The sequence below is a fragment of the Rufibacter immobilis genome, assembly GCF_003721565.1.
Classification (GTDB): domain Bacteria; phylum Bacteroidota; class Bacteroidia; order Cytophagales; family Hymenobacteraceae; genus Nibribacter; species Nibribacter immobilis.
The window spans coordinates 483,050-497,673 of the sequence record NZ_RJJE01000002.1; the positions used below are offsets into that span (position 1 = coordinate 483,050).

General features: G+C 53.1%; 15 protein-coding genes. 10 read left to right on the forward strand and 5 right to left on the reverse strand.

Translation table 11 applies throughout. From position 1 onward, the window contains the following. Positions 1-125 precede the first annotated feature (125 nt). The 5 genes from era (at position 126) to EFA69_RS04540 (ending at position 3,468) form a co-directional block, all read left to right on the forward strand. Positions 126-1,016: a GTPase Era gene (gene era, locus EFA69_RS04525; RefSeq protein WP_123131889.1), complete on the forward strand. Its 891-nt coding sequence runs from the start codon at positions 126-128 to the stop codon at positions 1,014-1,016. Between the two features lie 178 nt (positions 1,017-1,194). Then, positions 1,195-2,508, forward strand: a complete 1,314-nt coding sequence (gene der, locus EFA69_RS04530) for a ribosome biogenesis GTPase Der (RefSeq protein ID WP_123131890.1) — start codon at positions 1,195-1,197, stop codon at positions 2,506-2,508. Positions 2,509-2,611: 103 nt separating this feature from the next. Further along, a complete protein-coding gene (locus EFA69_RS20225) occupies positions 2,612-2,773 on the forward strand; it encodes a hypothetical protein (protein WP_221175667.1) in 162 nt (53 codons plus the stop codon). Positions 2,774-3,002: 229 nt separating this feature from the next. Then, positions 3,003-3,206: a hypothetical protein gene (locus EFA69_RS04535; protein WP_123131891.1), complete on the forward strand. Its 204-nt coding sequence runs from the start codon at positions 3,003-3,005 to the stop codon at positions 3,204-3,206. A gap of 61 nt (positions 3,207-3,267) precedes the next feature. Beyond that, on the forward strand, positions 3,268-3,468 hold the full coding sequence (locus EFA69_RS04540; protein ID WP_123131892.1) for a YtxH domain-containing protein: 201 nt from the start codon (positions 3,268-3,270) through the stop codon (positions 3,466-3,468). Between the two features lie 139 nt (positions 3,469-3,607). Here the strand turns inward: EFA69_RS04540 and EFA69_RS04545 are convergent, their stop codons facing one another. From EFA69_RS04545 to EFA69_RS04565, 5 genes are all read right to left on the reverse strand, one after another. Continuing rightward, positions 3,608-4,177 (reverse strand): hypothetical protein, encoded by a 570-nt coding sequence (locus EFA69_RS04545; protein WP_123131893.1) that lies wholly within the window; start codon positions 4,175-4,177, stop codon positions 3,608-3,610. 153 nt (positions 4,178-4,330) lie between these two features. Then, positions 4,331-5,137, reverse strand: coding sequence for an N-acetylmuramic acid 6-phosphate etherase (murQ, locus tag EFA69_RS04550; protein ID WP_123131894.1), 807 nt, complete (start codon positions 5,135-5,137; stop codon positions 4,331-4,333). After that, complete coding sequence (locus tag EFA69_RS04555; protein ID WP_123131895.1) at positions 5,134-5,985, reverse strand: N-acetylglucosamine kinase; 852 nt, start codon at positions 5,983-5,985, stop codon at positions 5,134-5,136. The genes murQ and EFA69_RS04555 overlap by 4 nt, the downstream gene beginning before the upstream one ends. 53 nt (positions 5,986-6,038) lie before the next feature. Next, positions 6,039-6,269 (reverse strand): cytochrome b5 domain-containing protein, encoded by a 231-nt coding sequence (locus EFA69_RS04560; protein ID WP_123131896.1) that lies wholly within the window; start codon positions 6,267-6,269, stop codon positions 6,039-6,041. 143 nt (positions 6,270-6,412) lie between these two features. Beyond that, entirely contained in the window at positions 6,413-7,561 is a 1,149-nt protein-coding gene (locus EFA69_RS04565; protein WP_123131897.1) for a formimidoylglutamase, read from the reverse strand. 154 nt (positions 7,562-7,715) lie between these two features. Here EFA69_RS04565 and EFA69_RS04570 point away from each other — a divergent pair, with 154 nt between their 5' ends. The 5 genes from EFA69_RS04570 to EFA69_RS04595 all read left to right on the forward strand — a co-directional run bounded on the left by EFA69_RS04570 (position 7,716) and on the right by EFA69_RS04595 (position 14,609). Beyond that, positions 7,716-9,482, forward strand: coding sequence for an AMP-dependent synthetase/ligase (locus EFA69_RS04570; RefSeq protein ID WP_123131898.1), 1,767 nt, complete (start codon positions 7,716-7,718; stop codon positions 9,480-9,482). 460 nt (positions 9,483-9,942) lie between these two features. Next, on the forward strand, positions 9,943-10,377 hold the full coding sequence (locus EFA69_RS04575; protein ID WP_123131899.1) for a MarR family winged helix-turn-helix transcriptional regulator: 435 nt from the start codon (positions 9,943-9,945) through the stop codon (positions 10,375-10,377). A gap of 116 nt (positions 10,378-10,493) precedes the next feature. After that, complete coding sequence (locus EFA69_RS04580; protein ID WP_123131900.1) at positions 10,494-12,896, forward strand: 3-hydroxyacyl-CoA dehydrogenase/enoyl-CoA hydratase family protein; 2,403 nt, start codon at positions 10,494-10,496, stop codon at positions 12,894-12,896. Positions 12,897-13,017: 121 nt separating this feature from the next. Beyond that, positions 13,018-14,196: an acetyl-CoA C-acyltransferase gene (locus EFA69_RS04590; protein ID WP_123131901.1), complete on the forward strand. Its 1,179-nt coding sequence runs from the start codon at positions 13,018-13,020 to the stop codon at positions 14,194-14,196. A 50-nt stretch (positions 14,197-14,246) separates the two neighbouring features. Further along, positions 14,247-14,609 (forward strand): four helix bundle protein, encoded by a 363-nt coding sequence (locus EFA69_RS04595; protein ID WP_123131902.1) that lies wholly within the window; start codon positions 14,247-14,249, stop codon positions 14,607-14,609. Positions 14,610-14,624 lie beyond the last annotated feature (15 nt).

Consider the following 14,624-nt stretch of genomic DNA (forward strand, 5'->3'; position numbering starts at 1 on the left):
GGTATGTGTTGTCGTGAATAATTGATACTCAAGAAGTAGCAAGCCGCAGGATACTTGTTGTATGATACTTAATACGATTTAAAAAAGCGTTACCTTTGCAAATTGTTTTAAAAGGAGGTAAAAAAATGGCAGAGCAGCCGCATAAAGCAGGGTTTGTAAGCATCATAGGGAAACCCAACGTGGGCAAGAGCACCCTGATGAACGTGATGGTAGGCGAGAAGCTGTCCATTATCACGTCCAAAGCCCAAACCACCCGCCACCGCATCATGGGCATCCTCAACGGCGATGATTTCCAGGTGGTGTACTCAGACACGCCCGGCATCATTCAGCCGCAGTACGAGCTGCATGAGTCTATGATGCGCTTTGTGCATTCTTCTCTGGAAGACGCCGATGTGATTCTCTTCGTCACGGATATTTACGAGAAGCATGACGAGAGCGAAGTGGTGGCCCGCCTGCGCAACGCCAAATCTCCCATTCTGCTGCTCATCAACAAAATAGACCAGGCCACCCAGGAAGACGTGGAGGCGAAGATTGCCTACTGGAAAGAACAGCTGCCGGCACAGGAGTATATGGCTATCTCGGCGCTGCACAACCAGGGCGTTCCTGGCGTGTTCCAGAAAATCCTGGACCTGCTGCCCCAGCACCCCCCCTATTACCCCAAAGATGAACTAACCGATAAGCCCGAGCGTTTCTTTGCCGCCGAGATGATCAGGGAGAAAATCTTCCTCAACTACAAGAAAGAAATCCCTTACAGCTGCGAAGTGGTGATTGAGGAATTCAAGGAAGACGACACCATCATCAGAATGCGCGCCGAGATCAGCGTGGAGCGCAAAAGCCAGAAAGGCATTGTGATTGGCGATAAAGGCGCCGCGCTCAAAAAAGTAGGCACCCAGGCCCGCATAGACATGGAAGAGTTCTTCCAGAAGAAAGTGTTCCTGGATTTGTACGTACGCGTGAACGAGAACTGGCGCACAGACAAACGCCTGCTGGACCGGTTCGGGTATAACAGCATATAAGAGTATCAAGACACACGTATCACGTATCAAGATTTCTAGGTTAAGGTCGTGCTACGTGATACGCGCTACGTGATACCAAAGAGTCCCTAGCGGCGCCACGGAGGCGATACCGCAGGTTTAACCCGCGTTTTGGGAGTGATTCTTAAAAAGGAGCCCCTAAACGCACATTCCAAGTAATATGGCACAGAATACGATCGCCATTGTAGGACGCCCCAATGTGGGCAAATCAACCCTGTTCAACCGCCTGGTGGGCGAGCGCAAAGCCATCATGGACAACGTGAGCGGCGTGACCCGTGACCGCCACTACGGCCACGGCGAGTGGACAGGCAAATACTTCACCGTGATTGACACCGGCGGCTACGTACACGGGTCAGACGATATTTTTGAGGAGGAAATTAGAAAGCAGGTAGAACTTGCCATTAAAGAGGCTAATGTCATCCTGTTCATGGTAGACGTGGAGGCTGGTCTCACCGGCCTGGACGAAGAGTTTGCCAACGTACTGCGCCGCACAGACAAGCCGGTCTATATTGTGGCCAATAAAGCAGACACGCACGCCCGCGGTCACCTTTCAGGGGAGTTTTACGCGCTGGGTTTTGAGAACGAGATCTTTCCGGTTTCCAGCCAGAACGGCTCCGGTACCGGTGACTTGCTGGATGCCGTGGTGGCCCATTTCCCAGAAGAAGGAATTGAAAACCCAGAGGCCGGTATTCCGCGCATTGCCGTGGTGGGCAGACCCAACGTAGGGAAATCATCGTTCGTGAACCTGCTCTTGGGCGAGGACCGCAACATTGTAACCGATATTGCCGGCACCACCCGTGACTCCATCCACTCGCACTACAACGCCTACGGCAAAGAGTTCATCATTGTAGACACCGCCGGGCTCCGGAGGAAAAGCAAAGTGCATGAGGACATTGAGTTCTACTCAGTGCTGCGCTCCATCAGGGCACTGGAGGAGAGCGACGTGGTGATTGTCATGCTGGATGCCACCCGCGGCCTTGAGGCCCAGGACATGAACATCATTGGTCTGGCAGACAAGAACCGCAAAGGTCTGGTGATTCTGGTGAACAAGTGGGACCTGGTGGAGAAAGAAACCAACACCATGCGTGATATGGAGCAGGCTATCTATGACCGTATTGCGCCCATTGCGTACCCGCCCATTGTATTCATTTCGGTGCTGAACAAGCAACGGGTGCACAAAGCCATTGAGAAGGCCATTGAGGTACATGAGAACCGGTCCATGAAAATACCAACCTCCAAGCTGAATGACGCCATGCTCAAAGAGATTGAGCGCTACCCGCCGCCATCTATCAAAGGGAAATTCGTGAAGATTAAATACGTGACGCAGCTGCCCACGCACACGCCCACGTTCGCATTTTTCTGTAACTTGCCGCAATACATCAAAGAATCGTACACCCGCTACCTGGAGAACCGCTTGCGCGAGAATTTTGGTTTTGAGGGTGTGCCCATTAACTTAGTGTTCAGAAAGAAATAGGCCTTGGGGCCTTGCTCTTTCTTCGCGCTATCTTTTTCTACAAAACCCTAATTTATTTACGTTTATGCGGACTGTCTTATCGTTAGTAGCATTGGCAGGTGTAATGACATTCTCTGCGTGTGAAACCAAGCAAGCCCAGGAAACCACTACTATTCCAACAGTGGAAGAGGCGACCAATGCAACAGATGTGGCAGAAACCACGGCATCTCCTATAGACACTATAGGCATGCCTTCTGACTCACTGGGAACAGACTCTATTCAGTAGGGCGCAACACGCACTGCTTCCATAGAAGGGGCGCAGGTTTCTTCCGGTTCAGGCCGGAAGAGGCCTGCGCCTTGTGCGTTTTAAAGATAGTAATTGCATTGTAGGTATATCTGCAAAGAAAAATATATCCATTCACCCATACACTCGTACACTACAGTAAGTCAGCTTCTTCGCCGGTGCCTCCGGCGGGCGGCGGGCTTGAAATTCCCCGTCCTTACAAAATAAGACTATGAAAAAGACATTGTTTCTGTTGGCGCTTCTGTCTGGTGTTGCTGGGTTCTCTGCCTGTGACTCCAAGACCGAAAACCGAATGGAAGACCAAGCGGAGAAAGTAGAACTACACGCAGAAATGGCTGGTGATACTACCTTGGCCAAACAGGCCAGAGAAGTGAAAGACAGCATTGATGCCGTAGATCCTAAAGATCCCGAATAAATATTGGCGATTTTGGCCCTCCTGGAGCCAATTCCTAACCAGACACGTACAAAATAAAACTATGAAAAAGACACTCTATGCAATGGCCCTGGCCACAGGAATGATGACGTTCGCTTCCTGCAACAACGCTACGGAAGAGCGTGCCGAAGACCGTTCTGAACAAGTGGAAGACGCTGCCGAAGACGCCGGCGATGAAATTGAGGAAGGCGCTGAAAAAACCGGTGACGCCGTGGAAGACGCCGCCGATGACGTGAAAGACTAGACTTTTACGCACCTATTAAAAAGAGAGGGCGCCCCGTAAGGCACCCTCTCTTTTTATGCCTAATATTTTAAAAAGCCTTTGCAAAACGATGTTGCGTTTAGGGGCTGTTTTTCCAAAAACAGCCCCTAAACGTAAAAGGCTAAGCTCCCAGCCTGCGCTGGATGAGGCTGTTCACAACATGGAACAATTGCGGCGGTGTAATGGTACGCCACGGAATTTTATCCAGTTCACCACCAAAGTTGATATAGTAGTCCAGGTGGAACTGTTGCATCTCCTGCACCACAAACTCCTGGAACCCGAGGGCAGCGATCCAGCCGTCTTCCACCTCCTCAAACCATTCCTCATAATAAGCGTCATCTGAGCCGTGGAAGTTGAACACGTTCTCCCCAATCAGAATGAAATGGTTGATGCCTTCGCCAATCATAAGGTCTATGATGTTGCGCTTCAGGGTCATGATGTCATTGTTGAGGGTGTCGTTCCACTCCCCAATGAACTCAATCACAGCATAGCCCTCGTTGTAGTCTACGTAGAGGATCTTCAGGAAGAGGGTCTCTGAGTCAATGTTGTCCCACTGCGGGTGTATGTAATAGCCGTAAATGGTGTCTGTGTACTGAGACTCATTGTTCTCTGCCCCATACAGCGGCGAGCGCTCGTCTTCAGAGGCAGTATAGGCTTCTATCCAATTGTAAAAGGGTTCAATGGTATGCATGGTGGTATGAAATAGCTGCAAAGTTGCATAACGGAGAATCACTGCCCAAGGATGGGGAAGGGCATAAAAAAAAGATCCGCCCCAGCCGGGCGGATCTTCTGGGTACGTTTAGCGCCTGTTTTTGGAAAAGAGCCGCTAAACACAAAAAGTACCTTAGTGCTCGTTCTGGGCCGTGATGGCGGCGCGCACGCTGCCGTGCAGATCTAGTAATTCTTTGGCTTTCTCTTCAGAGATGTTGAGCTCTTCCATGATCATGCGGGTGCCACGGTCTACCAGTTTATGGTTGGTGAGCTGCATGTCTACCATCTTGTTGCCCTTCACGCGGCCCAATCTAATCATGGTGGAGGTGGTGAGCATGTTGAGGGCTAGTTTCTGACCGGTGCCGGCTTTCATGCGGGTGCTGCCGGTCACAAACTCTGGGCCGGTCACTACTTCCACTGGGAATTTAGCCACGGCGGCCACTTTGCTGTTGGCGTTGCAGACAATGCAGCCGGTGGTGATGCCGCGCTCATTGCAGGCCTGCAAACCGCCAATCACGTAAGGTGTGCGGCCAGAGGCGGCAATGCCTACCACTACATCTTTCTCGTTCACCCCAAAGGCGTCTAAGTCAATGATGGCCTGCTGGTCATCGTCCTCAGCGAACTCCACGGCTTTCCGAATGGCGGTGTCGCCGCCCGCCATGATGCCAATGACCATGTCAAACGGTACGCCGTAAGTAGGCGGGCACTCAGACGCGTCTACCACGCCCAGACGGCCGCTGGTGCCGGCGCCAATGTAGAACAGGCGGCCGCCTTCTTTCATTTTGGCTACGGTGGCCTCTACCAGCTTCTCTAACTGCGGAATGGCTTTTTCCACGGCCAGGGGTACTGTTTTATCTTCTTTGTTGATGTTGGTGAGGAGTTCTTGCACGCTCATCTGTTCCAGATGGTCGTAGTGCGAGGAGGTTTCAGTGGTACTCATACGGTCATTTTCTGTTGGTGGTACAGGGCTAGCCCTGCAATAGGATTTTCTAGGATGTGGCCAACGGTGATGTGGTGCTCCTTGGCTACTGTACGCAGAATGTCGTCAAAATAGTAGGCGATGGAACCTACAAAATGGGTTTTCTTCTGCTGGTACGCGGGGTATTTGGTCACGTTCACCTTGAAGAAATCGGCGAAGCACTGGCTAATCAGCTGGTAGATGAACGGGTGCTGGCGGTGATCTGAGAGAAACCGGGCGTAGGCGGCCATGTACCGGTTAGGGTACGGTTTGCGGTACACGTGGTCTACAATCTCGTCTCGGTTGGTGTGGTAGCGGTCCATGAAGGCCTGGTGCAGGTCTGCGGGAAGTTCCTGGTTCAGGAAGGCCTGCACCAGGCGTTTGCCCATGTACCCGCCGCTGCCTTCGTCGCCCAGGATAAAGCCCAAGTTGGGGTGGTTCTGCACAATCTTCTCCCCGTCATAGAGGCAGGAGTTGGAACCGGTGCCCAAGATGCAGGCAATGCCCTCCTCGTGGCCGCAGAGGGCGCGGGCGACGGCTTCCAGGTCATGGTGCACCTGTACGTCTGCGTGGGGGAAAAGCTCCGCCAGGGCGGCCGCCACTATGGCTTGTTTGTCTTTGGCGCTGCAGCCTGCCCCGTAAAAGTACACCTCCTGGGGAGCCTCGCCGGAGAGTTGGGGAACTAAGCTTTCCCGCAGCATTTGGGCTATCTCTGGGGTGTCTTGGTAATAGGGGTTGATCCCAACGGTATGGGCCTGGCCTACAATGCCCCCGGCGTCCAGAAGGCGCCAGGCGGTTTTGGTAGAGCCGCTGTCAGCAATTAAAATCATAAGCGAAACAAACAAGTAAGGGCCAAATCTCTGAAAAACTGCCCAAACAAGAGCTATTTTTTTAAAATTCCTACCACAGAGAATTTGTCGAAGACATAGGCGGTGTGGGGGGCGTCTTGCAGTTCATGGGTGAGGTCCTGGCCCGCCCAGTGCTCATAATGCTGTCCTCGCCGCCATAGCCTGGACTTGGTTACGTCATAGATTTCGCCTTTGTAGGCTACCCAGATTTCGTCGCGGTCTTGTCCGTTCCGGAGGGCCAGCTGGGCGCGGGTGTATTCTTGCATGGCAACAGGTGGTTTCTATGGGTTGGCTGCGGAAAGGTATAGGAGAGGATAGAAGCGGCAGGCTTTTTTGTTTTATCTGTAGCGTTTGCGTTTAGGGGCTGTTTTTGGAAAAAGAGCCCCTAAACGCAAAAGGCTTTTATCCTTTACATCTTGGTTTGCATCAGAATCCAGCGGTTGGGCACTTCGCCGTCTACGGCGGTAAGGTAGTCCTGGTAGCTGCAGGGAACTATGAGGGGCGCGCGTTCGCCGGTAAGGTCGTCTACCTGCATCCACCACTTCTCTGTGTGCCGGTTCTTGAAGAAGTACATCTTGCTGGGGTTGTCATGGAAGCCCACCGAGAACTTGATGAACTGGTTGCTCCCGAAGTCGAGGTTACCCTGGCGTTGGTAGAACCCTTCAATGCTGTACCACACCATGGTGGCCAGGGTGGTGGCGGTGAGGTGGCGGTAATCCAGCTCGGGGCGGTAACCGTAGAAACCCAGGGAGCTGAGTTGGTCGTTCTGCCCGGCGTACCAGCACAGCTGGCAGGCCTCCTCGCCGGTGAGCCCAAACGGATTCGCCTCTTGCTGACCGGGCGCGTCCTGGTGGCGGATGGCCGAAACGTCAAAGCTCATCAGATCGGCTTGCCGAAGCACAGGTTCCATTTCCTGCATCTGCTGGCGTACCTGCCCCACCCTGAACAGCTCAAAGTGAAGTTTCTCCAGCGTGGCCAGTGTAGTAGCGTCTGCCAGGTAGGTCTGGTAACCAAGTTGGCTGAACCCAAACAGGTAATTAGGGTCGTGCAGCAAGATGCGGTGCAGGTGGTGCTGGTCTGGGGCAGTGTTTCCGGCCTCCTCCATGTCCAGTTTGCTGTCTATCATGGCCAGGTGCACCGTTTTGGCCAGATGCTCGTACCCCAAAAACTGACCGTACGTAAGATCATGGGAACCACCCAGCAGAATAGGGAATTTGCCGGCGTCTACCAGAATCTCTATCACCTCTTTGAGCCGCAGGTAGGTATCTTCCAGCTGTATGCCGGGCAAAAGGTTGCCTAAATCCATGATCAGCCAGGCGCCGGAGCCTTTCATGAGCCGGTACAGTTGCTGCCGTATAAGGTTAGGGCCTTGGTAAGTGTGCTCCGTGGCGGCGGCGGTGCCGCGGTACTCCGGCAAGCCGATGAGCACCACTTGGGCAGAGCGCCAGTCTGGGAAAGAATGGACGAAAGGTGCCAGGTAGCCCCCTACAGATTTTGGGTTCTCGGGGTACCCGAAAGGATCTTCCGGAAGGGGCTCAAAAAAGATGGAAAGGTTCATGCAAACGTCAGGCAAAAATCAAATTTAGGTAATTCTGCACCATTGCCGAGAAGCATTTTTGACATTTTGGTGAAGCGGGCGTAAAGTCGTTTTGTTTTTTTAAATGGATTTTTGCGTTAACTTAACCCAACGAACGACCTACAAAGACTAATATATGAAAGTAACCCGTGTTTTTGATTTGCTAGCCAATCAGTTACAGCAGTTTCCACAGCCAGACTGCCTGGGTGCAAAGATCAACGGAGAATGGGTGAAATACAGCACTCAGCAAGTGGTGGAGACGGTGAACACTCTAAGCCTGGCGCTGCTTCGGTCTGGGATCCAGAAAGACGACAAAGTTGCCCTGATCTCCATGAACCGCCCGGAGTGGGTATTCGCGGATTACGGTATTCAACAGACCGGGGCGGTGAGTGTGCCCATGTACCCCACCATTACGGTAGAAGATTACCGCTACATCCTCAAAGACTCAGAGACCAAACTCATTCTGGTTTCTACCCAGGACCTCTACAACAAAGTAAAGGAAGCCGCCGAAGGGTTACCCGGTATTCAGGATATTTACACCTTTGACCACGTGCCCGGCGCCAAGCACTGGAGCGAGCTCCTCAAGCTGGGCGAAGGCCAGGACCCGGCCACGCTGGAACCGTACAAAGCCGCTGTGCAGCCGTCAGACCTGCTATCCATCATCTATACCTCCGGCACCACGGGCGCACCCAAAGGCGTGATGTTGAGCCACAATAACCTGGTGAGCAATTTTACCTCGGCCATGCCGTACGTGCCGGTGAACCAAAGCCACCGCGCCCTCAGTTTCTTGCCGCTGTGCCACATCTATGAGCGCATGGTGTCCTGTATCTACATGTCAGTAGGGGTGTCTATCTATTACGCCGAAAGCATTGACAAAGTAGCCGACAACCTGAAGGAAGTGGCGCCGCACATCTTCGTGACCGTGCCGCGCCTGCTGGAGAAGGTGTATGATAAAATTGTAGCCAAAGGCGGCGAGCTCACGGGCGTGAAAAAAGCACTGTTCTTCTGGGCCTTGGGCTTGGGGCAGAAATACGACACCCGCACTTCGCCGGGCTTCTTCTATGACGTGCAGCTCAAACTGGCCCGCAAACTTATTTTCTCCAAGTGGCAGGAAGCGCTGGGCGGAAATGTAAAAGTGATTGTGTCTGGGGGCGCAGCCCTGCAGCCGCGTCTGGCCCGGGTGTTCTGGGCCGCCGACATCAGGGTGATGGAAGGCTACGGCTTAACTGAGACCTCGCCGGTGATTGCCGTGAACCGCTACGAGCCCGAGAACAACGTGATTGGCACCGTGGGCCCGGCCATTGACCGCGTGGAAATCAAGATTGCCGAGGACGGCGAAATCCTGACCCGTTCTGAAAGCGTGATGGTAGGCTATTACAAGCGTCCTGACCTCACCGCCGAAGTTATTGACCAGGAGGGTTGGTTCCATACCGGCGACATTGGCGAACTGGTGGAAGGCAAGTACCTCAAGATCACAGACCGCAAGAAGGAGATGTTCAAAACCAGCGGTGGCAAGTACATCGCGCCGCAGCTCATTGAGAACAAACTCAAAGAATCACTGGTGATTGAGCAGGTGATGGTGGTGGGTGAGGGCGAGAAGTTCCCATCGGCGCTGATTGTGCCCGCGTTTGAGGGGCTTCAGGAATGGTGCAAGATCCACAGCATCCCGTACACCACCAATGAGGAGATGATCAGGAAGCCCGAGGTGCTGGACAAGTTCCAGAAAGAGGTAGACAAGCTCAATGAGCACCTGGCGCAGTATGAGAAGATCAAGAAGTTTGTGCTGCTGCCCAAGGCTTGGAGCGTGGAAAGCGGCGAGATGACTCCTAAGCTCAGCATAAAGCGCAAGATCATCACCAACAACAACCGCGCTCTCATAGACAGTCTGTACCGCACTGCCTAAGGCCATGAAACAGAAGAAGAGACGCAGTTTTGTGTCTCTTCTTCTGTTTCATGGCCTTGCGTTTAGGGGCTCTTTTTCCAAAAACAGGCCCTAAACGCATAGGGGTACATGGAGGCAAAGAGCGGCTTTCTCAGGATTCCTCCACCTCAAAGTAGTCTAGAACCATCTTCCTGCTTCCCTAGGCAGACAATGCCCTGGCTTAGCCGCTTAGCTGTGCCTCCAACCCTATAATCCTGATTTAGCAGCTGATAGGTGAAACCGAATGCCTCTTCTGCTCGGATAACTAACTCTATTAGAAGATCAGGAGACCTTCGGTTTCATGCCCTGGTGGGGAAAGCTGGCCTTGACAGACAGCCCCTATGGCGAAAATCTGGAGGGCGAAGAGAAAATTTTTAAAAAATAAGTTTTGGATAGTATGCAAGCATAACATATTTTTTTAAATTTGGTATGATACAACATTATGAAAGCAGACGAGACCGTAGACTATAATATAAAGGTATGTTGGCATGCCATTGCACGCATGTACAATGCCCAGGCGGTGAAGAATGACATCACCACCTCTATTGGGTTTGTGCTGCTCAACATTGACCCAGAGAAAGGCACGCCAGCCACCAAGATCGCGCCCCTGCTGGGGCTGGAGGCCCGCAGCCTCACCCGCATTCTCAAGAGCATGGAGGAGAAAGGCCTCATCTACAAAGAAGCCGATGTGCAGGACAAACGCTCCGTCCGGATCCTGCTTACGCAGCTGGGGCTGGAGAAACGGGAGGTGAGCCGGGTAACGGTGCGGCAGTTCAACCAGAAGGTGCGGGAAGTGATCCCAGAGAGCCAACTACAGGTGTTCTTCCAGGTCATTGGGCAGATCAACGAGCTCATAGAGGCTAAACAGGTGTTCTAGTCCCTTGGCAGACGGGAGCTGTTTTGGGCCTGATTCTGGAAAAACGGCCGCTAAACGGAAAAGTAAGTAATAGTGCGCTTTGCTTCGCACATGGTGATATATTAAAAAGAGTGACTATGAAGAGAATCATTAAGAAAGTGGCGGTGCTGGGTTCGGGCATTATGGGCTCGCGCATTGCCTGCCACTTCGCAAACATTGGCGTGCAGGTGCTCCTGCTGGACATGGTGCCCCGTGAGCTCCTGCCCGAGGAGGAAGCCAAAGGCCTCACGCTGGAGAACAAGCTGGTGCGCAACCGCATTGTGAACACCGCCCTGCAAACCGCCATTACCTCCAACCCGGCGCCTCTCTACGAGAAAACTAAAGCCAGCCTCATCAAGACCGGTAACTTTGACGATAACCTCCCGGAGATCGCCACCTGTGACTGGACCATTGAAGTAGTTGTGGAGAACCTAAAAATAAAGCAGTCTATCTTTGAGCGGGTAGAGCAGTTCCGCAAGCCGGGCACACTCATCACCTCCAACACCTCCGGTATTCCTATCCATCTGATGGCCGAGGGACGTTCTGAGGATTTCCAGAAACACTTCTGCGGCACGCACTTCTTCAACCCGCCGCGCTACCTCAAATTGCTGGAGATTATTCCCACGCCGCACACAGACCCAGAAATCACGCAATTCCTGTTGCAGTACGGTGACCTGTATCTGGGCAAAACCACCGTGCTGGCCAAAGACACGCCTGCATTCATCGCTAACCGCGTGGGTATCTACGGTATCATGCAGGTGCTGCACGTGATGGAGAAACTAGGCCTGAATGTAGACGAGGTAGACCGCTTAACCGGTCCGGTGGTAGGCCGTCCTAAATCAGCCACGTTTAGGACTTCTGATGTGGTGGGTCTGGACACGCTGGCCAAAGTAGCGCAAGGCTTGTACCAAACCGGCGAGAACGATGAGGCTCGTGACCTGTTCCAACTGCCTGGCTATATTCAGCAGATGCTGGAGAAAAACTGGCTAGGCGATAAAAGCAGACAAGGCTTCTACAAGAAAACCAAAAATGCCCAGGGAGCCACCGAGATTCTCACCCTGGACCTGAAAACCATGGAATACGGGCCTAAGCAGAAGGTCAAATTCCAGAGCATGGACATGCTCAAGCCTATTGAAGACCTGCGCAAGCGCCTCAAAGCCTTCAGCCAGGTGCAAGACAAGGCCGGTGATTTCTTCAGAGAAACTTCTTTTGGCCTGTTCCAATACGTGACCAACCGCATTCCGGAGATTTCTGATGAGCTCTACCGCATTGATGATGCCATGCGCGCGGGCTTCGGGTGGGAGCTGGGGCCGTTTGAAACCTGGGATGCCGTGGGCGTGCGCGAGACCGTGAGCGCCATGGAAGCCGCCGGTTACAAGCCTGCCCAGTGGGTGTACCAGATGCTGGAGGCCGGGCATGAGCATTTCTACCGCAGCCACAATGGCCAGCGCCAATACTATGACATTCCGACCCAGGAGTACAAGCAGATTCCGGGTACGGAGAAATTCGTGCTGCTGGATGTGCTGCGCGGGACCAATGTAGTCTGGAAAAACGCCGGTTGCTCTATTATTGACTTAGGCGACGGGATCCTGAACGTGGAGTTCCACTCCAAGATGAACTCCATTGGCAGCGAGATCATCCAGGGACTGAACAAAGGCATTGATCTGGCGGAGCAGAACTTCAGAGGCGTGGTAGTAGGCAACGAGGCTGCTAACTTCTCGGCGGGAGCCAACCTGGGCCTCGTGTTCATGTACGCCTTGGACCAGGAGTATGACGAGCTCAACCTCATGATCAAGCAGTTCCAGAACACCATGATGCGCATGCGCTACTCGGCTATTCCGGTGGTGGCCGCGCCGCACGGGCTAACCTTGGGTGGTGGCTGTGAGCTTTGCTTACACGCTGACCGCGTACAGGCGGCCGCTGAATCGTACATCGGGTTGGTGGAGTTTGGCGTGGGCTTAATCCCGGGCGGCGGTGGTACCAAGGAAATGACCCTGAGAACCTCGGCGGCCTACGAAGAAGGCGATACTGAATTTAATGCCCTGCGCAACGTGTTCATGACCATCGGCATGGCCAAAGTCTCAACCTCGGCCCAGGAGGCCTTTGACTTGGGCTTTATGCGTCGCGGCGATGGCATCACGCTCAACGCCAACCGCCAGATTGCCGAAGCCAAAGCCGAAGCTATCTTGTTGGCCGAAGCCGGTTATACCAAGCCTACGCCTAGAACCAACATCAAGGTGCAGGGCCGCGCCGGTTTGGGTATGTTTATCACGGGTGCCCACGCCATGCAGGCCGGAGGCTACATCTCTGACCATGACCGCAAAATCTCTGAGAAGTTGGCCTACGTGATGTGCGGTGGTGATTTGTCTATGCCGTCTGAGGTGTCTGAGCAATACCTGCTGGACCTGGAGCGCGAAGCCTTCCTGAGTCTCTGCGGCGAGCGCAAGACCCTGGAGCGCATCAAGAGCATCCTGACCACCGGTAAACCTCTGCGGAATTAGGAAAAAAGAGAATTGTTGAAGGGAGATGCGCCAGTGCGTTTAGGGCCTGTTTTTCAAAAAATAGCCCCTAAACAGAAAGGTGCCTCAACCATTACCCCAGAAACATCAAACAGAAAAGAAAATGCAAACTGCCTATATAGTTGCCGGATTTAGAACAGCCGTGGGGAAAGCTCCCCGCGGTGTATTCCGGTTCACCCGGCCAGATGATTTGGCCGCCGATGTGATCAAACACCTGCTGGCTTCGGTGCCGCAACTGGACCCCGCGCGTGTAGACGACCTGTTGGTGGGGAACGCGGTGCCTGAGGCCGAGCAAGGCCTGCAGATGGGCCGCATGATTTCGCTGTTGTCGTTGCCCATCAACGTGCCCGGCGCTATCATGAACCGCTACTGCGGCTCCGGGATTGAGACCATCGCTACGGCGTCTTTCAAAATCCAGGCCGGCATGGCCGACTGTATTATCGCCGGAGGCGCCGAGTCTATGAGCCTGGTGCCGGTGGTGGGTTGGAAAACGGTGCCTAACTACAAGATCGCCAAAGAGCACCCAGAGTACTACCTGAGCATGGGTTTGACTGCGGAGGCCGTAGCCAATGATTTCAAGATCAGCCGCGAAGACCAGGACGCCTTTGCCTATGCCTCGCACCAGAAAGCGATCAGGGCCATTCAGGAAGGCCGTTTCAAAGACCAAATTGTGCCTATCACGGTAGAGGAAACTTTCCTGGACGAGAACGGCAAAAAGAAAACCCGCTCTTACGTGGTAGACACCGATGAAGGTCCGCGCGCCGATACTTCCATGGAGAAATTGGCCAAGCTTCGTCCGGTATTCTCTGCCACCGGCAGCGTAACCGCCGGTAATTCCTCACAGACATCAGACGGGGCCGCCTTTGTGCTGGTGATGAGTGAGCGCATGGTGAAAGAACTCAACATTGAGCCTATCGCCCGCCTGGTGTCTTACGCCGCCGAGGGGGTTGACCCGCGCATTATGGGCATGGGCCCAGTAAAAGCCATTCCGCGCGCCCTTAAGAATGCGGGCATGAACCTGCAGGACATTGACATCATTGAGATGAACGAAGCATTCGCGTCTCAGTCGGTGGCTGTGATGCGGGAATTGGGCATTGACCCAGACAAATTGAACCCGAACGGCGGTGCCATTGCCTTGGGGCATCCGCTAGGCTGTACGGGTGCTAAACTGAGCGTGCAGCTCTTCAGTGACCTGCGCCGCCAGAACAAGAAATACGGCATGGTAACGGCCTGCGTAGGCGGTGGCCAGGGTGTGGCCGGTATTTATGAGCTGTTACGCTAGGCGTTTTTGCGCCAGACACAAGATGTAGGACATAAGACGCAAGACTCTTCATGCACAATTTTAAAGAACTTAAGATTTGGCAAGAAGCAATGAAATTGGCCAAGCAGGTGTATGAACTGTCGGCCACGTTTCCGGCTAATGAAAGATATAGTCTTACATCACAAATTAACCGTTCTGCTGTTTCTGTTCCGTCTAACATCTCAGAAGGAGCAGGAAGAGGCAGCAACAAAGAGTTTATTCAGTTCCTGAATATAGCAAGAGGCTCAGCCTATGAAGTAGAAACACAATTGCTTTTGGCCCAAAGTTTTGGGTTTGTAAGCGAAACAGATTTACAACCGTTGCTCCAGCAAGTAAGCATGGTACAACGCATGATCAATAGGTTTAAAGACAAATTACTCAATGATTCAAAATAAAGTCTTGAGTCTTAT

Coding starts and splice junctions, on each gene's coding strand:
- murQ (WP_123131894.1), bottom strand. CDS start 5,137: ATGAGTACCACTGAAACCTCCTCGCACTACGACCATCTGGAACAGATG.
- EFA69_RS04545 (WP_123131893.1), bottom strand. CDS start 4,177: ATGCATACCATTGAACCCTTTTACAATTGGATAGAAGCCTATACTGCC.
- EFA69_RS04570 (WP_123131898.1), top strand. CDS start 7,716: ATGAAAGTAACCCGTGTTTTTGATTTGCTAGCCAATCAGTTACAGCAG.
- EFA69_RS04555 (WP_123131895.1), bottom strand. CDS start 5,985: ATGATTTTAATTGCTGACAGCGGCTCTACCAAAACCGCCTGGCGCCTT.
- EFA69_RS04540 (WP_123131892.1), top strand. CDS start 3,268: ATGAAAAAGACACTCTATGCAATGGCCCTGGCCACAGGAATGATGACG.
- der (WP_123131890.1), top strand. CDS start 1,195: ATGGCACAGAATACGATCGCCATTGTAGGACGCCCCAATGTGGGCAAA.
- EFA69_RS04575 (WP_123131899.1), top strand. CDS start 9,943: ATGAAAGCAGACGAGACCGTAGACTATAATATAAAGGTATGTTGGCAT.
- EFA69_RS04560 (WP_123131896.1), bottom strand. CDS start 6,269: ATGCAAGAATACACCCGCGCCCAGCTGGCCCTCCGGAACGGACAAGAC.
- EFA69_RS04590 (WP_123131901.1), top strand. CDS start 13,018: ATGCAAACTGCCTATATAGTTGCCGGATTTAGAACAGCCGTGGGGAAA.
- EFA69_RS04580 (WP_123131900.1), top strand. CDS start 10,494: ATGAAGAGAATCATTAAGAAAGTGGCGGTGCTGGGTTCGGGCATTATG.
- EFA69_RS04595 (WP_123131902.1), top strand. CDS start 14,247: ATGCACAATTTTAAAGAACTTAAGATTTGGCAAGAAGCAATGAAATTG.
- EFA69_RS04535 (WP_123131891.1), top strand. CDS start 3,003: ATGAAAAAGACATTGTTTCTGTTGGCGCTTCTGTCTGGTGTTGCTGGG.
- EFA69_RS04565 (WP_123131897.1), bottom strand. CDS start 7,561: ATGAACCTTTCCATCTTTTTTGAGCCCCTTCCGGAAGATCCTTTCGGG.
- era (WP_123131889.1), top strand. CDS start 126: ATGGCAGAGCAGCCGCATAAAGCAGGGTTTGTAAGCATCATAGGGAAA.
- EFA69_RS20225 (WP_221175667.1), top strand. CDS start 2,612: ATGACATTCTCTGCGTGTGAAACCAAGCAAGCCCAGGAAACCACTACT.